The sequence below is a fragment of the Schlegelella aquatica genome, from assembly GCF_026013905.1.
Taxonomy (GTDB): domain Bacteria; phylum Pseudomonadota; class Gammaproteobacteria; order Burkholderiales; family Burkholderiaceae_C; genus Caldimonas; species Caldimonas aquatica.
On sequence record NZ_CP110257.1, the window covers coordinates 2,415,924 to 2,440,997 of the forward strand.

22 protein-coding genes are annotated in these 25,074 nt (G+C 70.5%); 7 read left to right on the plus strand and 15 right to left on the minus strand.

All coding sequences use genetic code 11. The features are described from left to right. Positions 1–98 precede the first annotated feature (98 nt). The 3 genes from OMP39_RS11020 to OMP39_RS11030 all read left to right on the plus strand — a co-directional run bounded on the left by OMP39_RS11020 (position 99) and on the right by OMP39_RS11030 (position 2,239). Positions 99–965: a DUF2189 domain-containing protein gene (locus OMP39_RS11020; protein WP_264891772.1), complete on the plus strand. Its 867-nt coding sequence runs from the start codon at positions 99–101 to the stop codon at positions 963–965. Between the two features lie 61 nt (positions 966–1,026). Beyond that, positions 1,027–1,335, plus strand: a complete 309-nt coding sequence (locus OMP39_RS11025) for a putative signal transducing protein (protein ID WP_264891773.1) — start codon at positions 1,027–1,029, stop codon at positions 1,333–1,335. A gap of 7 nt (positions 1,336–1,342) precedes the next feature. Then, positions 1,343–2,239 carry a DMT family transporter gene (locus OMP39_RS11030; RefSeq protein ID WP_264891774.1) on the plus strand — a complete coding sequence of 299 codons (897 nt, stop codon included), beginning with the start codon at positions 1,343–1,345 and terminating at the stop codon, positions 2,237–2,239. A gap of 31 nt (positions 2,240–2,270) precedes the next feature. Here the strand turns inward: OMP39_RS11030 and OMP39_RS11035 are convergent, their stop codons facing one another. From OMP39_RS11035 to OMP39_RS11090, 12 genes are all read right to left on the minus strand, one after another. Beyond that, a complete protein-coding gene (locus OMP39_RS11035; protein WP_264891775.1) occupies positions 2,271–3,050 on the minus strand; it encodes an SDR family oxidoreductase in 780 nt (259 codons plus the stop codon). A gap of 19 nt (positions 3,051–3,069) precedes the next feature. Beyond that, positions 3,070–3,927 carry a DMT family transporter gene (locus tag OMP39_RS11040; RefSeq protein ID WP_264891776.1) on the minus strand — a complete coding sequence of 286 codons (858 nt, stop codon included), beginning with the start codon at positions 3,925–3,927 and terminating at the stop codon, positions 3,070–3,072. 44 nt (positions 3,928–3,971) lie between these two features. Next, the gene (locus OMP39_RS11045) at positions 3,972–5,591 is read right to left on the minus strand and encodes a gamma-glutamyltransferase family protein (protein ID WP_264891777.1); all 1,620 of its coding nucleotides are present in this window, start codon (positions 5,589–5,591) and stop codon (positions 3,972–3,974) included. 164 nt (positions 5,592–5,755) lie between these two features. After that, positions 5,756–7,030, minus strand: a complete 1,275-nt coding sequence (locus OMP39_RS11050; RefSeq protein WP_264891778.1) for a DUF3422 family protein — start codon at positions 7,028–7,030, stop codon at positions 5,756–5,758. A gap of 179 nt (positions 7,031–7,209) precedes the next feature. After that, complete coding sequence (locus OMP39_RS11055; RefSeq protein WP_264891779.1) at positions 7,210–8,718, minus strand: tripartite tricarboxylate transporter permease; 1,509 nt, start codon at positions 8,716–8,718, stop codon at positions 7,210–7,212. Positions 8,719–8,742: 24 nt separating this feature from the next. Continuing rightward, the gene (locus tag OMP39_RS11060) at positions 8,743–9,204 is read right to left on the minus strand and encodes a tripartite tricarboxylate transporter TctB family protein (protein ID WP_264891780.1); all 462 of its coding nucleotides are present in this window, start codon (positions 9,202–9,204) and stop codon (positions 8,743–8,745) included. Between the two features lie 353 nt (positions 9,205–9,557). Next, positions 9,558–11,351, minus strand: a complete 1,794-nt coding sequence (tfpB, locus tag OMP39_RS11065; RefSeq protein ID WP_264894541.1) for a type IV pilus assembly ATPase TfpB — start codon at positions 11,349–11,351, stop codon at positions 9,558–9,560. A 76-nt stretch (positions 11,352–11,427) separates the two neighbouring features. Continuing rightward, complete coding sequence (locus OMP39_RS11070; RefSeq protein WP_264891781.1) at positions 11,428–12,195, minus strand: spermine/spermidine synthase domain-containing protein; 768 nt, start codon at positions 12,193–12,195, stop codon at positions 11,428–11,430. An 8-nt stretch (positions 12,196–12,203) separates the two neighbouring features. Further along, positions 12,204–12,782 (minus strand): DNA-deoxyinosine glycosylase, encoded by a 579-nt coding sequence (locus OMP39_RS11075; protein ID WP_264891782.1) that lies wholly within the window; start codon positions 12,780–12,782, stop codon positions 12,204–12,206. Continuing rightward, positions 12,779–13,603: a TatD family hydrolase gene (locus tag OMP39_RS11080; RefSeq protein ID WP_264891783.1), complete on the minus strand. Its 825-nt coding sequence runs from the start codon at positions 13,601–13,603 to the stop codon at positions 12,779–12,781. Before OMP39_RS11080 ends, OMP39_RS11075 begins: the two co-directional genes overlap by 4 nt. Before the next feature lie 46 nt (positions 13,604–13,649). Beyond that, positions 13,650–14,354, minus strand: coding sequence for a lipoprotein-releasing ABC transporter ATP-binding protein LolD (lolD, locus tag OMP39_RS11085; RefSeq protein WP_264891784.1), 705 nt, complete (start codon positions 14,352–14,354; stop codon positions 13,650–13,652). A gap of 128 nt (positions 14,355–14,482) precedes the next feature. Then, positions 14,483–15,739, minus strand: a complete 1,257-nt coding sequence (locus OMP39_RS11090) for a lipoprotein-releasing ABC transporter permease subunit (protein WP_264891785.1) — start codon at positions 15,737–15,739, stop codon at positions 14,483–14,485. Positions 15,740–15,879: 140 nt separating this feature from the next. On the opposite strand from OMP39_RS11090, the gene OMP39_RS11095 reads away from it, so the two are divergent. The 4 genes from OMP39_RS11095 to OMP39_RS11110 all read left to right on the plus strand — a co-directional run bounded on the left by OMP39_RS11095 (position 15,880) and on the right by OMP39_RS11110 (position 21,338). Beyond that, positions 15,880–16,815 carry a hypothetical protein gene (locus OMP39_RS11095; protein WP_264891786.1) on the plus strand — a complete coding sequence of 312 codons (936 nt, stop codon included), beginning with the start codon at positions 15,880–15,882 and terminating at the stop codon, positions 16,813–16,815. Between the two features lie 8 nt (positions 16,816–16,823). Next, positions 16,824–18,536, plus strand: a complete 1,713-nt coding sequence (recJ, locus tag OMP39_RS11100; RefSeq protein WP_264891787.1) for a single-stranded-DNA-specific exonuclease RecJ — start codon at positions 16,824–16,826, stop codon at positions 18,534–18,536. Positions 18,537–18,716: 180 nt separating this feature from the next. Beyond that, the gene (locus OMP39_RS11105; protein WP_264891788.1) at positions 18,717–19,988 is read left to right on the plus strand and encodes a PQQ-dependent sugar dehydrogenase; all 1,272 of its coding nucleotides are present in this window, start codon (positions 18,717–18,719) and stop codon (positions 19,986–19,988) included. A 177-nt stretch (positions 19,989–20,165) separates the two neighbouring features. Further along, positions 20,166–21,338, plus strand: coding sequence for a PQQ-dependent sugar dehydrogenase (locus OMP39_RS11110; protein WP_425340676.1), 1,173 nt, complete (start codon positions 20,166–20,168; stop codon positions 21,336–21,338). Positions 21,339–21,402: 64 nt separating this feature from the next. Here the strand turns inward: OMP39_RS11110 and OMP39_RS11115 are convergent, their stop codons facing one another. The 3 genes from OMP39_RS11115 to OMP39_RS11125 all read right to left on the minus strand — a co-directional run bounded on the left by OMP39_RS11115 (position 21,403) and on the right by OMP39_RS11125 (position 25,026). Further along, a complete protein-coding gene (locus OMP39_RS11115) occupies positions 21,403–22,527 on the minus strand; it encodes a BMP family ABC transporter substrate-binding protein (RefSeq protein ID WP_264891790.1) in 1,125 nt (374 codons plus the stop codon). 59 nt (positions 22,528–22,586) lie between these two features. Further along, positions 22,587–23,627 carry an adenosine deaminase gene (locus OMP39_RS11120; protein ID WP_264891791.1) on the minus strand — a complete coding sequence of 347 codons (1,041 nt, stop codon included), beginning with the start codon at positions 23,625–23,627 and terminating at the stop codon, positions 22,587–22,589. Positions 23,628–23,862: 235 nt separating this feature from the next. Then, on the minus strand, positions 23,863–25,026 hold the full coding sequence (locus OMP39_RS11125) for a BMP family ABC transporter substrate-binding protein (RefSeq protein ID WP_264891792.1): 1,164 nt from the start codon (positions 25,024–25,026) through the stop codon (positions 23,863–23,865). Positions 25,027–25,074: the final 48 nt, after the last annotated feature.

Here is a 25,074-nt window from a genome sequence, read left to right on the forward strand (position 1 = left end):
CGATGCCGGCCCCGAGCGCGAGGGCCTTGACGCACGATAAGACGAAACTGGGGAGAGTCCCGGTTGGGCGGGCCCGCCGACCTCGGTACAACGGCAGTATGGACACCCTCCCCGCCGCGCCCGACGCGCCCCCTGCCAGCACGGGCCCTTGCAACGAAGCACCGTCGTCGCCACGCGACGGCGACACGCCTTCTGCCCGGCGCAGCGCCCTCGACATCCCGCTGGCGCGGCTCAGGGTGTCGGACCCGTTGCGCTGGCTCGCGGCCGGCTGGCGCGACTTCCTGCGCTGCCCCGGCCTCGGGCTCTTCTACGGCGGCTGCTTCGCAGCGATGGGATGGGCGCTGCTCGCCGTGTTCCGCCACGCTCCCGCGTGGACGCTCGCCTTGAGCGCGGGCTTCCTGCTGATGGGGCCGTTCCTGTGCCTGGGGCTTTACGAGGCCAGCCGTCGCCTCGAGGAAGGCCGGGAGCCCGACCTCGGCGACTCGCTGTTCGTCTGGCAGCAGAGCCTCGGCGCGATGGCGATCTTCGGTGGGGTGTTGCTCATCCTCGAGATGCTGTGGGGCCGGGCCTCGCTCGTGGTGTTCGCCGTCAGCTTCGATGGGATGCCGGACTTCCGGGGCTCGCTCGCGCAGTTGCTCGCGTTCGACAACCTCCCGTTCATCGTGGCCTACGTGGCCGTGGGCGGTGTGTTCGCGGGCCTCATCTATGCGGTGAGCGTCGTCTCGCTGCCGATGATCCTCGACCGGCAGGTCGACGCCATCACGGCCGGCCTCACGAGCCTGCGCCTCGTGCTGGGCCAGCCCGCGGTGATGTTGTGGTGGGGCGCCTGCATCACCGTGCTCGTCGTGCTGGCGTTGCTGCCGTGGTTTCTGGGCTTGCTGGTGGTCGGGCCGGTGCTCGGGCACGCCTCGTGGCACGCCTACCGCGCGGCGGTGCCGCGCGAAGCCGCCGCGCCCTCGACCTGAGCCGCCGGCCTCGGCCGCTGCTGCGCGCTGCTCGGCGCAGGACACCGGTACCATCGTCGCCATGCAGCGACTGATCCAGGCGCCCAACCTCGCGCTCGCCACGCTGTGGTGCGACTGGCTCGTGCAGGCCGGCATCGCGGCCAGCGTGCAGCGCGCCTATGCGAGCAGCATCGCGGGCGAGATCCCGCCGGATCAGGCGCTGCCAGAAGTGTGGATCGAGGACGACGAGCGCCTCGACGAGGCGCAACGGTTGCTCGATCTGCTGCGCCGGCCCCGACATGTCGTCTGGATCTGCCCGCGATGCGGCGAGCGCATCGAGGGCCCCTTCGAGCAGTGCTGGCGCTGCGGCGCTAACATGGCGGACCGCTGAAGTCCGCATGACCCCGATCGCCTCCCGCACCATCGTCTGGTTGACCCTGCCGCCGCTCCTGTGGGCCGGCAACGCGATCGTCGGCAGGCTGATGGTGGGCAGCGTGCCCCCCGTCACGCTCAACTTCCTGCGCTGGCTGCTGGCCGCCTTGCTGCTGCTGCCGCTCGGCTGGCGCATCCTGCGAAGCACGAGCCCGTTGTGGCCGCGCGTGCGCCGCTTCGCGGGGCTCGGGCTCTTCGGTTTTCTCAGCTACAACTCGCTGCAGTACCTCGCGCTGCAGACGTCCACGCCGATCAACGTCACCTTGATCGCCGCCAGCATGCCGGTGTGGATGTTGGTCGTCGGGCGGCTGCGCTACGGCGAGAAGGCGGGCGCCGCCCAGCTGGCGGGCGCCTTGCTCTCCCTGCTCGGCGTGCTGTTGGTGATCTCGCGCGGGAGCTGGCACACGCTCTTGCAGGTGCGCCTCGTGCCGGGCGATCTCTACATGCTGCTCGCCGTGATCCTGTGGTCGGTGTACAGCTGGATGCTCGCGCGGCCCAGCGACCGCTCGGCGCAGGAATGGCACTGGTCGGAGTTCCTGCTCGCGCAGATCGTGTTCGGCGTGGCCTGGTCGGGTGCGGCCACGGGGCTGGAGCTCACGTTCACCGACCAACGGGTGCAGTGGTCGCCTGCGGTGGCTGCGGCGCTCGCCTACATCGCGATCGGCCCGTCGCTGATCGCCTACCGCTGCTGGGGCATCGGCGTGGCGGCGGTCGGCCCGGCGATCGCCGCGTTCTTCGGCAACCTCACCCCAGTCTTCGCGGCGGTGATGTCGGCCGCCCTCCTCGGGGAGCCGCCGAGCTGGTTCCACGGCGCGGCCTTCGCGCTCATCGTGCTCGGCATCGTGGTGTCCTCGCGCCGGTAGGAGGCCCCGGGGCGCGGCGCCCCGGGCGCGCTCAGAACGTGCCCGGGTACGCGCCCCCGTCGATCAGGAAGTTCTGGCCGGTGATGTAGCCCGCCTGCGCGCTGCACAGGAACGCGCACGCGGCCCCGAACTCGTCGGGCGTGCCGAACCGGCCGGCGGGGATCGCCTTGCGGCGCGCCTCCTCGGCGCTCGCGTAGTCCTTGCCCTGCGCTTGGGCCGACGCCTCGATCGTCTTGCGCAGACGGTCGGTGTCGAAGGCGCCGGGCAGGAGGTTGTTGATCGTCACGTTATGGGCCACCGTCTTGCGGGCCAGGCCCGCGACGAAGCCGGTGAGGCCGCTGCGTGCTCCGTTGGACAAGCCGAGCACGTCGATGGGCGCCTTCACGGCGCTGGAGGTGATGTTGACGATGCGCCCGAAACGCCGCGCGATCATGCCGTCGACCGTGGCCTTGATGAGCTCGATCGGGGTGAGCATGTTGGCGTCCAGGGCCTGAATCCAGTCCTCGCGCGTCCACTTGCGGAAGTCCCCCGGGGGCGGGCCGCCGGCGTTGTTGACGAGGATGTCCACCTGCGGGCAGGCGGCGAGTGCCGCGGCGCGGCCCTCGGGCGTGGTGATGTCGCCCGCCACGGCACGAACCTCGCCGCGCCCCATCGCACGCAGCTCGGCGGCGGCGGCTTCCAACGCGTCGGCGCCACGGGCGGTGATCACCACGTTCGCGCCCTCGGCCACCAGGGCACGGGCGCAGCCCTTGCCCAGCCCCTTGCTTGCCGCGCACACCAGCGCCCACTTGCCTTGCAGTCCCAGGTCCATCGTTTGCTCCTTGTCGTGTTCAATCCTTCCATCGGGCGAGCATCCAGATGCCCACCAGCACCAGCGCCGTTCCCGCCGCGATCCATCCCGTGAACGGCTCGTCGAGGATCAGGACGCCCATCATCAGCGTGGACAGCGGCCCCACCATCCCCGTCTGGGCCGTGACCGTGGCGCCAACCCGCTCGATGGCCATCATCACCATCAGCACCGGCGCCACGGTGCACAGCGTGGCGTTGAGCACCGACAGCCAGATCACCTCGGGCGCCACCAGGGCGGCCGACCACGGGCGCAGCACCACGAACTGCGCGATGCACAGCACGCAGGCCACGAGGCTGGCCCAGCCCACCAGCCGCAAGGCACCCAGTCGCTGCACCATCTCGCCGCTGTAGACGAGGTAGATCGCGTACGACACCGCGCTCGCGAACACGAGCGCCGAGCCGAGCAGCACGTTGGCCCCCTCGAAGTTGACCTCGTGGCCGAAGACGAGCAGCACGCCGCTGTAGCTCACGGCGATCGCCACCAGCTGCCGCCACGTGACGCGCTTGCCGAACAGCCACACGCTGAGCGCCAGCACCAGCGTCGGGTTGAGGTACAGGATCAGGCGCTCGAGACTCGCAGTGATGTACTGCAGCCCCATGAAGTCGAGGAAGCTCGCCAGGTAGTACCCGCTCGCGCCCAGCCCGAGGATGCCGAGCCAGTCGCGCCGCGCCAGCGCAGGCTTGCCCCGCCCGGCCCACCAGGCGATCAGCGCGAACAGCGGCAGCGCGAACAGCATGCGGTACATGATGAGCGTGACCGCGTCCACCCCGTGCCGGTAGGCCAGCTTGACGATGATGGCCTTGCCCGAGAAGGCGATGCTGCCCAGCAGTGCGAGCATGAGCCCGCCCGCCAGGGGAGCGGCGGGCCTGACCGCGGCCGAGCTCACCAGCCGACCGCCTGCCCGTCGCGCCGCGGGTCGCTGGCCGCGACATAGCCCTCGCGCGCCGGGTCTCCCAGGCGCCAGATGAACTGGCCGGCGCCGAAGTCCTGGTACGAGTCCTGGATGACTTCGAGGCGGTGGCCGCGCGCGGCCAGCGCCTCGACCAGCCCGGGCGCCATCGTCGACTCGACGTTCAGCGACAGGCCCTGGTTGAACCGCCAGCGCGGCGCATCGCAGGCGGCCTGCGGGTTCTGCGCATGGTCGATCATGCGCACGAGCGTTTGCACATGGCCCTGGGGCTGCATGTTCGCCCCCATCACGCCGAAGCTCATCACCGGCTGCCCGTCCTTCGTGAGGAACCCCGGAATGATGGTGTGGAACGGCCGCTTGCCGGGCGCCACCACGTTGGGGCTCGCGTCGTCCAGCGAGAACGCGTGGCCCCGGTTGTGCAGCGATACTCCGTAGCCCGGCACCACGACACCGGAGCCGAAGCCCATGTAGTTGCTCTGGATGAAGCTCACCATCATGCCGCGCTCGTCGGCCGCGGTGAGGTAGATCGTGCCGCCCTTGACCGGATTGCCGGCCCGGAAGTCCTGCGCACGCTTCAGGTCGATCAGGCGCGCACGCTCGCGCAGGTAGCCGTCGTCGAGCAGGTCGCCGGCGCTACAGGTCATGCTCGCCGGCTCGCTGACGTAGCGGTACACGTCGGCGAAGGCGAGCTTCATCGCCTCGATCTGCAGGTGCTGCGCATCGACGCCGTCCACGTCCATCGAGGCGAGGTCGAACTGCGACAGGATGCCCAGCGCCATCAGCGCGGCAATGCCCTGTCCGTTCGGCGGGATCTCGTGCAGCGTGTAGTCGCGGTAGCGCTTGGCGATCGGTGTCACCCACTCGGGCCGGAACCCGGCGAGGTCGGCTTCGCCGAGCACCCCGCCGTGCGCCCGCACGTGGGCCGCGATCGCGGCGGCGATCTCGCCGCGGTAGTAGGCCTCGCCGCGTGTCTCGGCGATGAGCCGCAGGGTGCGCGCCGCCGCCGGAAAGCGCCAGAGCTCGCCGACGGCGGGGGCCCGCCCACTGGGCAGAAAGGCCTCGGCGAAGCCCGGCAACGAGTTCAACTCGGCCACCGCCGCGGCCCACTTCTGCCCGACGACCGTGGGCACGGCATAGCCGCACTCAGCCGCCTCGATCGCCGGCTCCATCAGGTCGGCGAACGGCAGGCGGCCGAAGCGCTCGCTCAGTGCGACCCAGCCCGCCACCGCGCCGGGCACGCTGACGCTGTCCACGCCGCGCTTGGGCGGTGTGCGCACGTCGTCGCCGTACTTGCGGCGGAAGTACCCGGGCGTCCATCCCGCCGGCGCAGGCCCGGAGGCGTTGAGCCCGTGCAGTTGCTGGCCGTCCCACAGGATGCAGAAGGCGTCGCTGCCCAGCCCGTTGCTGACCGGCTCGTAGATCGTCATCGCCGCCGCCGCGGCAATGGCCGCGTCGACCGCATTGCCGCCCTTGAGCAGCATGCGCAGGCCGGCCAGCGCGGCCGCGGGGTGGGAGGTGGCGACGAGATTGCGGCCGAAGACCGGCAGCCGCGGCGTGGGATACGGATACTCGTAGCGGAACGGATCGCTCATCGTCTCACGCCGAGAGAAAGGATCCGACGATTATCGTCCGCGCGCCGAGCCGCTGCAGGCGTTCAGCTCGCTGTATGTGAGCGCCCGGGGCCTCGTCTCTGGGCCCCGGGGCTGCGCCCGCTCCCCCAGAGGGATCGGCCCGCTCCGGGCGGCGGGCGCCGACCTCAGGCGGCCCGCAGAGCCATTTCGTGCAGGCGTCGCAGACCCAGCCACACGGCCCCGGCAATGAGCGGAATCGAGGCGGCCACGAGCATCTCGGGAGCGAGCGGCAGCAGGTGCGCCTCCTTGGCCCCCTTGGCCAAGTAGCCGACCAGGCCGGCCCCGTAGTAGGTGATCGCGGCCACCGACAAGCCCTCGACCGCACTTTGCAGGCGCAACTGCACCTTCTGGCGGCGGTTCATGGCGTCGAGCAGTGCCTGGCTGCTCTGCTGCTGCTCGATCTCGACGCGGGTGCGCAGCAAATTGCTCGTGCGCGAGATGCGTTCCGACAGCTGCTGCTGCCGCCGCGCAGCCCAGGCGCAGGTCTGCATCGCGGGGCCGAGGCGCCGGTCCATGAACTCGCTGATCGTCTGCAATCCGGCCAGACGGTGCTCGTTGAGCTCCTCGATGCGGCGTTGCACCAGCTCGAAGTACGCCGCGCTCGCCGAAAAGCGCGCGTGGGTGCTGGCATACAGGCTCTCCACCCGGCCCGCCAGCTGGGTGAGCTGGCGCAGCAGTTCGGGCTCGCGGTCGCGCTCGGCGCTGCGGATCTCGGCCGCGATCTGCGCCAGGTCACGCTCCGCATCGGCCAGCGTCGCGCCCACCTGGCGCGCGGCTGGCAGCCCGAGCAGCGCCATCATCCGGTAGGTCTCGATCTCCAGCAGCCGCTGTACCGCGCGCCCCAGGCGACGCGGATGCATGTGCGCGGCCACGACCACGACACGGGCGAACCCGTCGCCATGGAGCCGGAAGTCGGTGTAGACCTCCGCCTGCCCATCCATCACGGTGGAGCCGACCAGCGTGTCCTCGTCCAGACAACCGCGCACGAGGGGGTCGGCGCTGTCGTCGCGCGACGAGGTGACGACCACATGCATGCCGACCAGCCACTCGCCCGGCACCGCGCGCAACCAGTCCTGCGGGACGGCCGACACCGCGGTGGGATCGAAGCTCGTGGGGTTGTCCGGGAGGTGGCGCCAGAACGTGTAGCTCTGGAACTCGGTGTGCTGCTCCCAGCGCAGCCGCACGCCCCCGAGGTCGATGCTCAGGTGGCTGGCCTCCGCGGCGGGCAGCGGCAAGTGCCGCGCGCGCAGCAGGCGATGCAGGTGCTCGCGGCTGGCCGGGTCGCCGGGCGGGGTCAACAGCGCCAGGTGCGTCAGAGCCAGCGGCGCCTGCAGCCGCTCGTACGGCCGGGCGTGCACTTCGTTGTGCAGCGTCTCTCTCCAGGGATGCGGTGTCAGCATCGGCAGTCTCTCCTCCTGGCGCGGATTATCCCGACGCCCGCCCCGCTCTAAGTGCTTGTCGCTCACGCGCTTTGCGCGCAGCGCCACCGCACGCGCCGGGCAGGCTGCCGGGCCCGCTTCGCATCATGAAAAAGGGCCGCACATCGCGGCCCTTGCCAGACACCCGAGACGCCGGAAGGTCAGTCCGCGTCCTGGAACGCTTCCTGGCGCTTGCGGCTGATGCCCGGCAGCATCACGATCACCACCAGGGCGAGCGCGGCGAGCAGCAGGCCCGCGGACAGGGGCCTCGTCATGAAGGTGCTCCAGTCGCCGCGCGACAACAGCAAGGCGCGGCGCAGGTTCTCTTCCATCATCGGCCCGAGGATGAACCCCAGCAGCAGCGGCGCCGGCTCGCATCCGAGCTTGTAGAAGACATAGCCGATGACCCCGAACAGCACGGCCAGGTACACGTCGAAGTTGTTGTTGTTCAGCGTGTACAGGCCGATGCAGCAGAACAGCAGGATCGCCGGGAACAGGAACCGGTACGGCAGGGTCAGCAGCTTGATCCAGATGCCGATGAGCGGCAGGTTGAGGATCACGAGCATCAGGTTGCCGATCCACATCGAGGTGATGAGCCCCCAGAAGAGGTCGGGGTTGCTGGTCATCACCTGCGGGCCGGGCTGGATGCCCTTGATCGTCATCGCACCCACCATCAGTGCCATCACGGCATTGGGCGGGATGCCGAGCGTCAGCATCGGGATGAAGGAGGTCTGCGCGCCGGCATTGTTGGCCGACTCGGGACCGGCCACCCCCTGGATGGCGCCCTTGCCGAACTTCTCCGGCGTCTTCGAGAGCTTCTTCTCCAGCGTGTAGGCGGCGAACGACGACAGCAGCGCCCCACCGCCAGGCAACACGCCGAGCAGCGATCCGAGCGCTGTGCCGCGCAGCACGGCGGGGGCCGCCTCCTTGAAGTCCTGTTTGGTCGGCCACAGGCCTTTCACGTCCTTCGTGAAGACCTCGCGATGCTCGGGGGGCTGCCCCAGGTTGGCGATGATCTCGCCGAAGCCGAACACACCCATCGCGATGACGACGAAGTTGATGCCGTCGGACAGCTCCGGGATGTCGAACGAGAACCGGGGCACGCCGGAGATCACGTCCGTGTTGATCTGGCCGATGAGCAGGCCGAGGACGATCATCGCCACCGCCTTGATCAGCGAGCCGGAGGCCAGCACCACCGCACCGATGAGGCCCAGCACCATGAGCGAGAAATACTCGGCCGGGCCGAACTTGAACGCCATCTCGGTGAGCGGCGGCGCGAAGGCGGCCAGCACCAGCGTGGCGACGGAGCCCGCGAAGAACGAGCCCAGCCCGGCCGCCGCCAGCGCGGCGCCCGCGCGGCCCTGGCGCGCCATCTGGTAGCCGTCGATCGCGGTGACTACCGAGGCGGACTCGCCGGGCACGTTGATGAGGATGGCCGTGGTCGAGCCGCCGTACTGCGAGCCGTAATAGATGCCGGCCAGCATGATGAGCGCCGGCGTGGCATCGAGCGCGTACACCGAGGGCAGCAGCATCGCGATCGTGGCCACCGGGCCGAGGCCGGGCAGCACGCCGATCAGTGTGCCCAGCACGCATCCGAAGAACGCGTATGCAAGATTGGTGAGGGTGAGCGTGGTCTGAAAGCCCAGCAGCAGATTGTTGATCAGTTCCATACGAACCTCGGGATGGACGGGCGCTCAGGCGGCGAAGCTCGGCCACATGGGGATCACGAGCGAAAGGCCCCAGACGAACACGACGTACGACAGCACCGTCAAGACGATGGTGAGCAGGATGACGTCGCGCCACTTGAACTCGTCACCGGCCAGCGTCGAGATAAGGATCAGCAGCGGGATCGTGAGGACCAGGCCCAGCCGGGGCAACGCGAAGCCGAACACGGCCACGGAACCGAGGATCAGGATCAGCGGCCGCCAGGCGATCGAGCCGATGGGGTCGCCGTTCTCGCTCTCGATCGTGAGCGACTTGAACGTCACGATCGCACCGAGGATCGCCAGCAGGACGCCCAGACCGAACGGGAAGTACCCCGGTCCGGGACGGGCCGATGTGCCGAAGGTGTACTCGGTGGCGCCCCACGCGAACGCGGCACCGACCACGATGAACATGAGCCCGGAAACGAAATCCTTCTGGCTCTTAATCTTCATGTTTGACTCCTCTCAAGTAACGCCAGGCCGCCTCACGCCTCCCCCTCCCGACGAATCGCCGGCTGCCCCGAGTCTGCCTGCCATGAAGGGCAGGGCTCGGTGCCGCCCGATCCGGGGGCGCATTCCTTGAACCGTCGAGCCGCCCCGCTGCCCTGGGGCCGGTTCCGGCACCTTCGGCCACGAGGCAGCACGGCCCGCACCAGGGGCCTTCAGGGGCCGAGTTTGCAAGCCGAAGGACGGCTGGCGGGATTCTAGGAACCACCTCTTGCGGCAGGCGCTGTGGATTACACGTAGCGCAGCCCACCCCCGATCGACTTGGGTCCCGGCCTTGGAGGCCCCGGGGGCTGCGCCGCTCACGCCTCCCACGTGGGCGTGGCCCGCAGCACCTCGTCGAGCGTGGTCAGCCCCTCGGCCACCTTCATTGCGCCCGCCAGCCGCAGCGGTCGCATACCGTCTTGCGCGGCCTGTTGTCGCATTCGGGACAAGTCCGGGGTGGCGTTGACGAGCGCCTTGAAGGGCTCGGTCACCGTCAGCAGCTCGTACAGCCCCGCACGGCCGCGAAAGCCGGTCATGCGGCACTCGATGCAGCCCACCGGCTTGTAGGGCCTGAACTGTCCGTTCATGCGCCACGGTTGGATGGCCTGGTCGAGCGTGTCCTTCGAGAACTGCTCGTCCGGGCGCTTGCAATGCGGGCACAGCGTGCGCACCAGGCGTTGCGCCAGCACACCGAGCACCGTCGCGTTGATGAGGTACGGCGGCACGCCCAGGTCGAGCAGCCGGGTGATGGCCGAGGGCGCGTCGTTGGTGTGCAAGGTGGTGAACACCAGGTGACCGGTCAGGGCCGCCTGGATGGCCATCTCGGCCGTCTCCAGGTCGCGCACCTCGCCGACCATGATGATGTCTGGGTCCTGGCGCATCAGCGCCCGCAGTCCGTTGGCGAAGTTCAGATCGAGCTGCGGCTGCACCTGCGTCTGGTTGAAGGCCGGCTCGATCATCTCGATCGGGTCTTCGATCGTGCAGACGTTGACTTCGTCGGTCGCGAGGCGCTTGAGCGTGGAATACAGCGTCGTCGTCTTGCCCGAGCCCGTCGGGCCGGTGACCAGGATCACCCCGTGCGGCTGGGAGACGAGATGCTCCCAACGCTGCGCGTCGTGAGCGCCGAACCCCAGTGCGTCCAGCGACTTGACGGTGGATTCCGGGTCGAAGATGCGCATCACCAGCTTCTCGCCGAAGGCGGTCGGCAAGGTGGACAGGCGCATTTCCACTTCTTCGCCCTTGGGGTTGCGCGTCTTGATGCGTCCGTCCAGCGGCCGGCGCTTTTCGACCACGTCCATGCGGCCCAGCAGCTTGATGCGGCTGGTCATCGCGGCCATCACCGACAAGGGCAGCTGGTAGACGGTGTGCATCACCCCGTCGATGCGGAAGCGGATCGCCCCCATCTCGCGGCGAGGTTCGAGGTGGATGTCCGAGGCGCGCTGGTCGAAGGCGTACTGCCACAGCCAATCGACCACCTGCACGACGCCCGCATCGTTCGCGTCCAGCTGCTTGGCCTTGCCCAGTTCGACCAGTTGCTCGAAGTTGGCGGGGCCGGCCACCTCGCCCGTCTTCTGCGCCGCGCGCACCGACTTGGCGAGCGTGTAGAACTCGGTGGTGTAGCGCTGCACCTCGCTCGGGCTGGCAACCACGAGCTTGATCGGCTTGCGGGTGTGGGCCTCGATCTCGGGCAGCCAGTCGGTGTCGAAGGGCTCGCAGGTGGCGATGGTGATCTCGCGCGCGCCCACGTCCACCGGCAGCGCGCGGTGCCGCTCGGCATAGGTGATCGACATCACGTCGGCGATGCGCCCCACGTTGACCTTGAGCGGGTCGATCCGCAGGTACTCCTTGCCGGCGCGCGCGGCCAGCCACTGCGTCAGGCCCTCGACATCGAGCGCCGTGCCGCTGCGCGCGTCGGTGATGCCGACGTTGGCCAGCCGCACCAGCGGATGCTGCGCGCTGTCGCCCGCGGCCAGGCGTTGCGAGATGCGCTGAGCCTCCTCGGGCGTGAGCGCTCCGTCCTCGCGCAGCCACGCGACGAGCACGCGCCAGTCGAGCCGGCCCTTGAATCGGGAGCGGGCAGCTTTCGCGGAAGAAGACGAGGAAGAAACCACAGTGCCAGCGGTCAAGTTCACTACCCTCCGATCACGACGCGACGACCTGCGGCAAGGCAGGACGCGCCGCCGGCGCTCACGGATGCCAGCGTTTCATCATCCGCAACCACTTGCCGGCCGGCAAAGCGAATCGAGTTTCGATGTTTTCGGCGCGGGCGGCAAGCTCGGCGCGCGGGGGCACCGCCAGCTCCTTCGTGGCCAACACCACGGTATTGCCCTCTTTCGTGGGCCGCAAGACCCAGATCGCCTCCTCGCCGAAGGCGGCCGCGATGCGCTGGACCGAGCGCTCGAAGCTCGCGTCGCGCCCGAACAAATTGACGCTCATCACCCCGCCCGGCGCCAGCAGCCGGTGGCAGCCGCGGTAGAAACTCTCGTCGTCGAGCACGGGGCTGGCCGCCTCGTGGTCGTAGAGATCGACGCACAGCACGTCGGCACTGGCCTCCAGCTCGGGCTGCCGCACGTACAGGCCCGCGTCGCCTTCGATCACGGTGAGCCGCTCGTCGTCCAGCGGCAGGCGGAACCATTGGCGGCACACCTCGATGACCTGCGGGTTCAGCTCCACCGCGGTGGTGTACATGCGCAGCTTGCGGTGGCAGAACTTGGTGATCGCCGCCGCGCCCAGCCCGAGTTGCACCGCATGGCCCTCGGTCAGCGCCTGGGGCTCGCGCAGCAGCATCCAGGCCATCATCCGCTGGACGTACTCGAGCTCCAGGTGCAAGGGCTTCTTGACGCGCATGGCGCCTTGCACCCAAGGCGTGCCGAGGTGCAGGTAGCGCACGCCGTCGCTCTCGGAGACGGTGACGGGCGGCAGGCGCCGGCTGCGGCTGCGGGTCGAGGCGGTCATCGTGTCCTTCATGCGAGACCGTGGGCCGTGAACACCTCTCGCCAGGCTTCGAGCTTGCGCTCGAAGCTCCAGGAGGCGTTCGCTGGGCTGGTGGACGGCAGCCGATACACCGCGACGCCGAGCGTGCGCGTGTGCCGCATCGCCCGGGCCGACTCGCCCCCGTTGTGCGCGAGCGCCTCCAGGGCGGGGGCCTCGCGCAGCAGGCGATCGAAGTCGTTGAACTGCGCATCCTCGATCGCGCTGTCCAGGCTGCCCTCGCGCCGGCATTGCGCGTACACGTCCCAGATGCCCAGGCCGCGCGAGCGCACCACCTCCAGGCGGGCCTCGTAAGGCATCGCGCGCAGGTCCACGCCCCACAGCGCACAGAGGATGGGCCAGAAGTGATTGCGAGGATGCGCGTAGTACTGCCGTGCGCCGAGCGACGCCACGCTGGGGAAGCTGCCGAGCACCACCAGCCGCGTGTGCGGAGCGAGCACCGGGGGCAGGCCTCGCAGCCGCTCGACCGCCCCTGTCGCGCGCGCGGGCACCCTCACCTCCTGCCCGGCCCTGCCGCAGCGCAGTGGCGTGTCGGAGCGTCGCGTGCTCATCGCGCGGCTGCTTCCAAGGCCGCGAGGCGGGGCAGCACGCGGTGTGCGTTGGCGGTCGTCGCCGCGGCCAACTCCTCGACGGCCATGCCGCGCAGCCCCGCCAAGGTCGCCGCGATGCGCGGCAACTCGGCCGGCTCGTTGCGGTGCGTGTCGCCGAGCGCGCGCTGCGCGGCGGACTTGTACAACCATTGCGGCGGGATGTCCGGCGCGTCCGTCTCCAGCACCAGGGCCTCCAACGGCAGCGAGGCGGCGAGCCGTCGCAGCTGCAACGCGCGGTCGAACGTCATGGCCCCGCCGAACCCCAGCGCCACTCCGAGCGAGCCGAAGGCCGCGGCCTGCTGCTCGCTGCCGTTGTAGGCATGGGCGATGCCGCCGGGCACCTCGAGCCGTCGCAAACCTTTCAGGACGGCGTCCACCGCGCGGCGCACATGCAGCAGCACGGGCAACTCGAAACGGCGGGCGAGCCGCAACTGCTCCAGGTACAGCCGCTCCTGCAGGTCATGGTCGAGGTCCGGGACGAAGTGGTCCAGTCCGATCTCGCCGACCGCCACGAGACGCGGATCGGCCCGGTGGCGCTCCAGGGCTTCGGCGAGGCGGTCGATGACGTCCGGCGACTGCCGCGAGGCGTACAGGGGGTGCACCCCCAATGCGTAGACCGCGTCGTGGGCATGCGCCAGCTCGCGCACCGCGTCCCAGTCCTCCTCGCCGACGGCGGGGAGGACGAGGCGATGCACGCCGGCCCCTTTCGCACGCGCCACCACCTCGCCCACCTCGAAGGCGAACTCCGGCGCGTCCAAGTGGCAGTGGGTGTCGATCCACATGCAGCAACGATACCCGGTTGAAGGCCCGCCCTCGCCGCCGCGGGGATCAGGCCAGACGCCCGCCCACGAGGTGCAGCACGCGGTCGCAACGGGCGGCGAGGGATTCGTCGTGGGTGACGACGACGAACGCCGTGCCGCGCTGGTGTGCGAGCCCCAGCATCAGCTGGAAGACCGCGTCCGCCGTGCCGCGGTCGAGGTTGCCCGTCGGTTCGTCGGCGAGCACGCAGGCGGGCCCCGCTGCGAGCGCGCGGGCGATCGCCACGCGCTGGCGCTCGCCGCCGGACAGCTCCGAGGGCCGGTGCAGCGCCCGCGCGCCCAGCCCCACCTGCTCCAGCATCGCCTGGGCCTGTTGCCGGGCCTCGGCGAGCGGCACGCGACGGATGCGCAAGGGCATCGCCACGTTGTCGAGCGCCGTGAACTCGGGCAGCAGGTGATGGAACTGATAGACGAACCCGAGGTGCTGGTTGCGCCACAGCCCCTGCTCGCGCGCACTCATGCCGGAGAAATCGCGCCCGCGCAGCTCGACACGCCCCTCGGTGGGCGCGTCCAGGCCACCGAGCAGATGCAGCAGCGTGCTCTTGCCGGAGCCCGAAGCGCCGACGATGGCCACCGCCTCCCCGGGGCGCACTTCGAGATCGACCCCCTGGAGCACATGCACGTCCAGCGGCCCTTCGTGGAACCGCTTCTGCAGACCCGAGGCCCGCAGCACCGGCGCGGCGGCCTGGGGGCTTTGCATGACCCAATCACTCATACCGGAGTGCCTCCGCCGGTTGCGCAATGACGGCACCCCGCCCGCCTGCGGCGGTCACCCCTCCGAGAGGGGCCAGGCCTTGCTTGGGGCGGCCCGGCGCGGCGGCCTGGGGGCTTTGCATGACCCAATCACTCATACCGGAGCGCCTCCGCTGGTTGCACGCGGCTGGCCCGCCAGCTCGGATACAGCGTCGCCACGAACGCCAGCACGAGCGAGATCGCGACGATGGGCACGATGTCGGAGGCCTGCGGGTCGCTGGGCATGCGGCTGATGAGATAGATGCTGCTGGGCAGGAAGCTGGCGTTGAAGGCCCGCTCGATGGCCGGCACGATGACGTCGATGTTGAAGGCCACCGCCAGCCCGAGCAGCAGTCCGCTGGCGGTGCCGATCACACCGGAGGTGGCGCCCTGCACCATGAAGATACCCATGATCGAGGCGGGGCTCGCGCCCAGCGTGCGCAGGATGGCGATGTCGGCGCGCTTGTCCGTCACCGTCATGACCAGCGTCGAGACAAGATTGAAGGCCGCCACCGCGACGATCAGCGTCAGGATGATGAACATCATCCGCTTTTCGAGCTGCACCGCGGCAAACCAGTTGCGGTTCTGCCGCGTCCAGTCGCTGATGAGCAGGCTGCCGGTCAGCATCTGCGCCAGCTCGCCCGCCACCTCGCGCGCGCGGTGCACGTCGGCCAGGCGCAACTGCACGCCCGTCGGGCCCTCCACCCTGAAGAGCTTGGCGGCGTCGTCCAGGTGCATCAAGGCCAGCGCGCTGTCGTACTCGTAGTGGCCGGCCTCGAAGGTGCCGACGACGGTCATCTGCTTGAGCCGCGGCACCACGCCGGCAGGCGTCACCTGGCCGCTGGGGGCGACCACCGTGATCTTGTCGCCCTCGCGCACGCCGAGCGCCCGGGCCAGCTCGCCACCGAGCACGATGCCCCACTCCCCGGCCACCAGGCGCGGCAGCACGGTGTCCTCGAGCTGCTGGGCCAGCGGCGTGACCTGCGGCTCTTCTGCGGGCGAGATCCCCCGCACCAAGGCGCCGCGCATCAGCTCGCCGTGGGCGATCAAGGCCTGGGCCGAGACATAGGGCGCCGCGCCGCGCACCTGCGGATGACGCGCGGCCTGCTCGGCCACCGCCCGCCAGTCGGGCAGCGCCTGCCCGTCGGCCGCATAGACCTCCACGTGCGAGATCACCGACAGCATGCGGTCACGCACCTCCTTCTGGAAGCCGTTCATCACCGACAGCACGATGATGAGCGCCGCCACCCCCAGCGCGATGCCGAGCATCGACACGCCCGAGATGAAGGAGATGAAGCCGTTGCGGCGGGTGGCACGGCCCGCGCGCGTGTAGCGCCAGCCGATCTGCAGTTCGTAAGGCCAGTTCATGAATCGAAAGTACGAGCGCCGCGCGTCGCCGCCGCGGCAAACAGCCGCCGATGCTAGCAGGCGGGGGACCGCGACGTCGTGCACAGGCGTGTCACGAGGCGGGGGGGCGCCAGGAGCGCGCGCCGCGATAATCGAGGTCCATGCATCTGCTGATCCCTTTTGCCTCGGCCATGTCCGACGGCTGCCATGAAGTGCTCAAGGACATGGAGCTGCCGGTGCTCTCGAGGCTGCTCGAGCGGATGACCCCGGTCTCGCGCAACGAGTCCCACGAGTATTCACTCTCCCCCCCCCACGAGCGCGTGCTCGCCGAACTGCTCGGCCTGGCCGGTGCGGACGGGGCGCTGCCCTGGGCCGCCCATTGGGCCGCTCGCGACGGCATCGAGACCGGGGATCTGAGCTGGGGCTTGCTGACCCCGGCGCACTGGCACGTCGGCACGGACCACGTCACGATGCTCGACCCCGGACGCCTCGCGCTCGACGAGGCCGAATCGCGCGCGTTGCTCGAGGCGGTGCGCCACTTGTTCGAGTCCGAAGGCTGGGCGCTGGTGTGGGGCGCACCCACGCGCTGGTATGCAGCGCACGAAAGCCTCACCGACCTGCCCACCGCCTCGCCCGACCGCGTCATCGGCCGCAACGTGGACCTGTGGATGCCCGACCACCCGCAAGCGCGGCTGCTGCGCCGGCTGCAAAACGAAGTGCAGATGCTGCTCTACACGCACCCGCTCACCGAGGCACGCCTGGCGCGCGGCGCCTTGCCGGTGAACTCCTTCTGGCTGAGCGGCTGCGGCCCCCGCCAGCCCGAGCGCCCGCTGGAGGGCTGGCGCGTCGTGTGGGATCTGCGCGAGGCCAGCCTGAACGAAGACTGGCTCGCCTGGCGCGAGACCTGGCAGCGGCTGGACCACGAGGTGCTGGCCCCGCTGGCCGCCGCGCTCGATCGGGCCGAGCCGGTGGCGCTCGTCTTGTGCGGCGAGCGTCATGCCGCGCGCTACGAGCCCCGCGCGCGATCGTGGACGACGCGCCTGGTGCAGCGCTTCGCTCGCCCCGCGCCAGCCACCGACGTGCTCCTCACCCTCTGACCGTGCCCATGAAGATCGTTCCCCGAGACGTCCCCCCGCGCGCCGCCTGGGCCCTGGAACAAGCCGGCATCCACCCGCTGCTCGCCCGGCTGTACGCGGCCCGCGGCATCTCGGACGCCGCGCAGCTGGACGACTCCCTCGCCCGCCTGCTCGCGCCCGACACGCTGCACGGCTGCGCCGAGGCCGGCGCCTTCCTCGCCGACGCGATCCAGCAAGGCAAGCGCCTGTGCGTGGTGGCCGACTACGACTGCGACGGCGCCACCGCGTGCGCCGTGGCGCTGCGCGGCCTGCGCCTGCTGGGCGCGGCCCCCGACACGTTGGGCTACGTGGTGCCCGACCGCGCGGTGCACGGCTACGGCCTCTCGCCGGCGGTGGTCGACCTGGCCCTGCGCACCCGCCCCGACGTGATCGTCACGGTCGACAACGGCATCGCCAGCTTCGAGGGGGTGCGCCACGCCCGCGCGTGCGGCGTGGACGTGGTGGTGACCGACCACCACCTGCCCGCCCGTCAGGGCGACGAGGTGCTCCTGCCGCCGGCCACCGTGATCGTCAACCCCAACCAGCCGGCCTGCGGCTTCAAGAGCAAGAGCATCGCCGGCGTCGGCGTGATGTTCTACGTGCTGCTCGCGGTGCGGGCCGAGCTGCGCCGGCGCGGCGCCTTCTCGCCGGCCGAGCAGCCGCGGCTCGATGCGCTGCTCGACCTGGTCGCGCTCGGCACGGTGGCCGACGTGGTGCGGCTCGACGCCAACAACCGGCGCCTCGTCGCGCAAGGGCTCAAGCGCATCCGCTCGGGCCGCATGCAGCCCGGCGTGGCCGCGCTGTTCCAGGTGGCGCGCCGCGACCCGGCCCGGGCCTGCTGCTTCGACTTCGGCTTCGCGCTCGGGCCCCGGCTCAACGCGGCCGGGCGCCTGGCGGACATGACGCTGGGCATCGAATGCCTGCTCACCGACGATGCGGCCCGCGCGATGGAACTGGCGCAGCAGCTCGATGCGATGAACCGCGAGCGTCGCGACGTGGAGGCCGGCATGCGCGAGCAGGCCGAGCTGCTGCTGGAGTCGCTGATGCCCGAGGACGAACCGCCCCCGGCCGTCGCCATCTTCGACCCGGAGTTCCACGAAGGGGTGGTCGGCATCGTCGCTTCGCGCCTGAAGGACAAGCTGCACCGGCCCACCTTCGTCTTCGCGCTCGGCCAGGACGGGCTGCTCAAAGGCTCGGGCCGCTCCATCCCGGGCTTTCACCTGCGCGATGCGCTCGACCTGGTGAGCAAGCGCCATCCCGGGGTGCTCAAGAAGTTCGGCGGGCACGCGATGGCCGCGGGCTGCACGATCGCCGAAGAGGACTTCGACCTGTTCGAGCACGCTTTCCAGCAGGTGGCGTCGCAGTGGCTGGACGCACCGCTGCTGCACCGCGTGGTGGCCACCGACGGCCCGCTCGAGCCGCAGTGGTTCGACCCGCAGGTCGTGCAGGCACTCGAGCGCGAGGTCTGGGGCCAGGCCTTCGAGGCGCCGATCTTCAACGACGACGTCGAGGTGCTCGCGCAGCGCATCGTCGGCGACAAACACCTCAAGCTCACGCTGCGCCACCACGGCCAGGTGCGCGACGCGATCTGTTTCGGCCGCCAGGAGCCCCTGCCCGAGCGGGCGCACATCGCCTTCCGACTCGCGCTGGACGAGTACAACGGCCAGGCGCGCGTGCAGATGGTGGTGGAAGCGGTGGCCTGAGGCGCGGCGTCCGGCCGCCCCGAGCGGCGCCGCCACGTCCTGCACCCATCGCCCCAGTGGTGACGATGGCGCGACGCGGCCGAAGGCCGCCCCACGGCCTGGCCGTTCTGGCGCAGGCAGACCGGTTGCTGGACACTCGCAGGACGGCCGGGCCTTCCCGCGCCGAAGAAGGGAGCCACCATGGCCACACGCGACCGGCCTTCCTCGCCTGCGCCACTCGCCGGGGCGGCTTCGCCGCGCTCGGCACCCGCCTGTGACGCTGAACGGCGCGCCTGCCTGCTGCGTTTGGGCGCGTGGTCGGCCTGGGCCGCGCTGGCGGGCTGCGGAGGCGGCGGCTCGAACCGCCCCGCCGCGCCCCCCGCACCGGCGGCACCGGCGCCCGCGTCCTCGCCGGCGCTGCGGCGGGTCCTGGTGGCGGATGGATGGGCCGCCGCCTGGAGCCTGGCCTTCCTGCCCGACGGGCGAATGCTCGTCACCGAGAAGCCGGGCCGCCTGCGCACGGTCACTCCCCAGGGCCAGGTCTCGGCTCCTCTCGACGGCGTGCCGGCCGTGCGCTTCGAGGGGCAAGGCGGCTTGCTCGACGTCGCGCTCGACCCGGCCTTCGCCACCAATCGCCTCGTCTACCTGAGCTATGCGGAGCCCGACTCCGCCGACCCGTCGCTGAGCGGCACGGCCCTGGCGCGCGCGGAACTCGATCTCGCCCGTGCCCGCCTCGTCAACATGGAGGTGATCTTCCGCATGAGCCCGAAGGTGGCGGGCAGCGCGCACTTCGGCGGCCGTCTCGCGCTGCCCGGCGACGGCACGATCTTTCTCACCCTCGGCGACCGCATGCAGGCCGGCGATGGCCCGCAGCGCCTGGACACCCATCTGGGCAAGGTGGTGCGGGTCGGCACGGACGGCCGCATCCCGGCCGACAACCCCTTCGTCGGCCAACCTGCGGCCCGCCCCGAGATCTGGAGCCTGGGCCACCGCAACGTGCAGGGCGCCGCCTGGGACGCCGAAAGGGGCGTGCTGTGGACCTGCGAGCACGGCCCGCAAGGCGGCGACGAGTTGAACCTGACCCGCGCGGGCGGAAACCACGGGTGGCCGCTGCGCAGCTACGGCTGCGCCTATGGGGAGCCGGTCGGCAGCGCCTGCGCCATCGGGGGCGGCACGCACGCCCCGGCCTTCGTCGAGCCGGCCACCACCTGGGTGCCGACCTCGATCGCGCCCAGCGGGCTGGCGTTGTGCACGTCCAGCCGCATCCCGGCCTGGCAGGGGCATCTGTTCACCGGCGCGCTCGCCGGCCGGGGCTTGTGGCGGTTGGGGCTGGAGGGGGAACAGGTGGTCTTCCGGGAGGCCTTGCTGCGCGAATGGGGGCAGCGCATCCGGGATGTGCGGCAGGGGCCGGACGGATGGCTGTACCTGTTGACCGACGGCGCCAACGGCGCGTTGGTGCGCCTGGAGGCCTGAGCCCGCCGCCCGCACGTCCCCGCCCGCACCCCGGCCGCACCCCGGCCGGGCAGTGCGCGACGACAAAGCCCCCTGCCCTGGCGTGCGTGGGCGCCTTGGGGCAGCATGAAGCGCCCGTCAGGCCTCGCGTTCGACGCCGATCAGCCCAGGAGTTTGCCCATGCCCCCTTTGCTTCGCATGCCGCCCCGCTCGCCGCACGCCGCGTCCCTCCAACGCCGCCGTCTGCTGGGGGCGGCAGGAGCCGGTGCCGCTGCCGCGGTCGTGGCGGGCCTGGTCCCCGGGCGACCGGCTGCGGCACAGAGCCCTGCCCTGCGCGTCGTGACGGTTGCCAAGGGGCTGCAACACCCGTGGGGCCTGGCCTTCCTGCCCGATGGGCGCATGTGGGTGACCGAGCGCCCCGGGCGGCTGCGCCTCGTCGGCCCGGACGGCCGCCTCGGCCCGCCCGTCGAAGGCCTGCCCAAGGTCGTGGCCGAAGGCCAGGGAGGCCTCTTGGACGTCGCCCTCGACCCGCGCTTTGCCGACAACGGCCTCGTCTACTGGAGCTATGCCGAGGCTGGCGACGGCGGTGCCGGCACGGCCGTCGCGCGAGGTCGCTTGCAAGGACAGCGCCTCGGCGAGGTGGCGGTCATCTTCCGCCAGCAACCCAAGGTGGGCGGTTCGGCCCACTTCGGCTCGCGGCTGGTGTTCGACCGCCAGGGCAAGCTCTTCGTCACGCTGGGCGACCGCTTCCGCTACCGCGATCAGGCGCAGGATCTGGGCGTGCATCTGGGCAAGATCGTGCGCATCGAGCCCGACGGGCGCGTGCCGGCGGACAACCCCTTCGTCGGCCGCGCGGGCGCACGTCCGGAGATCTGGAGCTACGGGCACCGCAACGTGCAAGGCGCGGCGCTGCACCCGCAGACGGGCGAGCTGTGGACGCACGAGCATGGACCGCAGGGCGGCGACGAGGTCAATGTGGTGCTACCCGGCCGCAACTACGGCTGGCCGGTCGTCACCCACGGGCGGGAGTACGGCACCGGCCTCAAGATCGGCGAAGGCACCGACAAGCCCGGGATGGAGCCGCCGCTCACCCACTGGGTGCCCTCGATCGCGCCGAGCGGCATGGCCTTCCTCACGAGCGACCGCTACCCCGGCTGGAAGGGCAGCCTCTTCGTCGGCGCGCTGCGGGCGCAGGTGCTGGTGCGCCTGGAACTGGACGGCCGCCGCGTGGTGCGCGAGGAGCGCCTGCTGCCCACGCTGAACGAGCGCCTGCGCGACGTGCGGCAGGGGCCGGACGGCTGGCTCTACCTGCTCACCGACAGCGAGGACGGACGCATCCTGCGGGTGGAGGCCGCGGGGCAGCGAGGTTGAGCGGCGCCGCGGGAGCAGGCGGGCACGCGGCCACCCCCGCCCGGCGCGGACGGCCCTCGCCGGGCTACCGCACCTGCCCGACCACGCCCTCGACCAGGTAGTTCATCTCGGCGATCTCCTTCTCGCCGAGCGTGCCCTGCGCCAGCCGCACGCGCCCCTCGTTGTCCACGATGCGGCCCGAGAACGGATGGAACCGGCCGGCCGCGATCGCCTGCTGACGCTGACGCACCACCTCGACCGTCTCCTTGGGCACCGACTCGTGCAACGCCGCGAGCCGCACCGTGCCGTCGGCCACGCCGCCCCACGAGGGCTGGGCGCGCCAGCGCCCCTCCAGCACCGCCTGCGCGACGCTCGTGTAGAACTGGCCCCAGTGGTGCGTCACCGCGGTCAGCTGCCCCTTCGGTGCGAAGCGCCGCATGTCGCTGTGGTAAGGGATGCTCATCGCCCCGCGCTCCTCGGCCGCCTGCACCGCGGCGGAGGACGCGCTGTGGTGGGTGATGACGTCCGCACCCTGGTGGATCAGCGTGAGCGCCGCATCGCGCTCGCGCGACGGATCGAACCAGGCGTTGAGCCAGACGACCTTCACCTGCGCCTTGGGGTTGACCTCGCGCACACCGATGGCGAAGGCGTTGATGCCCTGCACCACCTCCGGCAGCGGAAAGCCCGCGACGTAGCCCACGACGCCCGTCTTGCTCATCTTGCCCGCGACCAGGCCGGCCAGGTAGCGGCCCTCGTAGAAGCGCGCGTTGTAGGTGGCCATGTTCGGCGCCGACTTGTAGCCGCCCATGTGCTCGAACGCGACGTTCGGGAACTCCTTGGCCACCCGCAGCGTCGGGTCCATGTAGCCGAAGCTCGTGGTGAAGATGAGCTGGTGCCCCTCGCGCGCCAGGTCGCGGATCACGCGCTCGGACTCCGCGCCTTCGGCCACGTTCTCGACATGGCTGGTGCGCACCTTGCCCGCGAGGTTCTTCTCGAGTTCCAGGCGGCCCTGGTTGTGCTGGTAGGTCCAGCCCGCCTCGCCGACGGGGCTCACGAACACGAAGCCCACCTTCAACTCGCCGCGCACCGCGCCTTGCGGCTGCGCCGCGGCGGGGCTCACGGGCAAGAGGGAGAGGCAGGCACACAGGCCGAGGGTGACGGTGGCGGCCCGCCGCCCACGCGCGGCGCGGCCCATGAGGTTTTTGAACATGGTTGTCCTCTACATGGCCCCAGGAAGGACGGCCGTGCCTCCTGGGGCGCGGAGGACGGCTAGGCGAACTGCTCGAAGGTCTCGGCCAGACGCTCGTGCCAGCGCCGCTTGTCCGCGGCGTCGGCGAAGCTCGCCTCGAAGCTGTGGCTCGCCAGCTGCCACGCATGCGTGGCATCGAGCGGCAGCGCCTCGAAGCAGGCCTGGAAGTTCTGGTTGAGGTAGCCCCCGAAGTAGGCCGGATCGTCGGAATTGACCGTGGCGACCAGGCCGCGAGCCAGCAATTGTCCCAGATTGTGGTCTTCCATCCGCGAGAACACGCACAGCTTGACGTTGGACAGCGGGCAGACCGTCAGCGGCACCCGCTGCTCGGCCAGCCGCCGCACCAGGGCGGGATCCTCCACGCAGCGCACGCCGTGGTCGATGCGCTCGACGTGGAGCACGTCCAATGCGCTGCGGATGTACTCGGGCGGCCCCTCCTCGCCTGCGTGGGCGACGAGGTGCAGGCCCAGCTCGCGGCAGCGGGCGAACACGCGCGCGAACTTCTCCGGCGGGTGGCCGCGTTCGCTCGAGTCCAGGCCCACGCCGATGAAACGGTCGCGATAAGGCAGGGCCTGCTCCAGCGTCTGGAAGGCGTCCTCCTCGCTCAGGTGGCGCAGGAAGCACAGGATGAGATCGCAGCTCACACCCAGCTCGCGGCGCGCGCGCTCCAGCGCCCCCGACAGCCCGGCGACCACGGTGCCCATCTCGACACCGCGTGCGGTGTGCGTCTGCGGGTCGAAGAAGATCTCGGCACGCACCACGTGCTCCTGCGCCGCCTTCACGAGGTAGGCCCACGCCATGTCGTGGAAGTCCTGCTCGGTGCGCAGCACGCTGGCGCCGGCGTAATAGATGTCCAGAAAGCTCTGCAAGTCCTTGAAGGCGTAGGCCGCCCGCAGCGCCTCCACGCTCGGGTAGGGCAACGCCACGCCGTTGCGCTCGGCCAGGCGGAACATCAGCTCCGGCTCGAGCGAACCCTCGATGTGGATGTGCAGCTCGGCCTTGGGCATGGCCTCGAGCAAGGCCGGCAAGCGGTCGCGATCGATACGCGGGAGGGTCGTCATGGTCCTGTCCTTTCGCGGTGTGCTCGTCTCGACACACAGGGGGGCCGATGCGATGGTCGTGCAGGCAGCGTCGGTCGGCCCTCGCCCCGGACTCCCGGGGCCCACGGCGCGCGCCCATCATCGCTCGGCGGGCCCCGGGAAGCACGACGGCCGCCGGAGCCCATGACCCCGGCGGCCGTCCTGCAGGCGCACCGCCCCGTCGATCGAGTGTCCTCTCGCCGGGGCGCTCGCATCGTCACTTGCCCGTCGGCACCTTGCCTTCGACGCCCTTGACGTACCAGTTGATGCTGTGCAGGAACTTGTCGTCGGCGACCTGGTCCTTGGCGAGCACTTCCTTGCCGTTCTGGTCGACGATCGGGCCCTTCCAGATCACGAAGCTGCCGTCCTTCAGGCCGGCCTTGATCTTCTCGACCTGCTCCTTGACGTCGGCAGGCACCTTGTCGGAGACGGAGACGAGGTCGATCGCGCCTTCCTTGACGCCCCACCAGTTCTGCTCGGTCTTCCAGGTGCCTTCGAGCACTTCCTTGACGGCCTTCTTGTAGTAGGGGCCCCAGTTGATGACGGCCGACGCGAGGTGGGCGTTGGGGCCGAAGGCGCTCATGTCGGAGTCCCAGCCGAAGCCGAACTTGCCGGCCTTCTCGGCCGTCTGCAGCACGGCCGACGAGTCGGTGTTCTGCATCAGCACGTCGGCCCCCTGGTTGATGAGCGACTGCGCGGCCTCGCCTTCCTTGGGCGGGTCGAACCACTTGTTGACCCACACGACCTTGGTCTTGATCTTGGGATTGACCGACTGCGCGCCCAGCGTGAACGAGTTGATGTTGCGGATCACCTCGGGGATCGGGATCGAGGCCACCACGCCCAGCGTGTGGGTCTTGGTCATCTTGCCGGCGATGACCCCCGCCATGTAGGCGCCCTCGTAGGTGCGCGAGTCGTAGATGCGCATGTTCTCGGCCGTCTTGTAGCCGGTGGCATGCTCGAACTTCACGTCCTTGTGATCGGCGGCGACCTTGAGCATCGGCTCCATGTAGCCGAAGGTGGTGCCGAAGATGAGCTTGTTGCCTTGGCCCACCATGTCGCGGATCACACGCTCGGCGTCCGCCGCCTCGGGCACGTTCTCGACGTAGCTGGTGACCACCTTGTTGCCGAACTCGGCCTCGACCTCTTTGCGGCCGCGATCGTGCGCATAGGTCCAGCCGGCGTCCCCCACCGGGCCCACGTAGGCGAAGGCGATCTTCAGCGGCTCGGACTTGGGCGCCGGTGCGGAGGCCTCGGTCACGGGCGCGGGGGCCTGTGCCGGTGCTTCGGCTTCCTTCTTGCCGCAGCCGGCCAGTACGGCAGCGGCCGCGAGCGAGCCCAGGCTCGCCAGCTTCAGCAGGGAACGTTTGGTCTGATCGGTCATGAGGTCTCTCCGAAAGGGACGCAAGGAAGGTCGATTATCTCGTCAGGC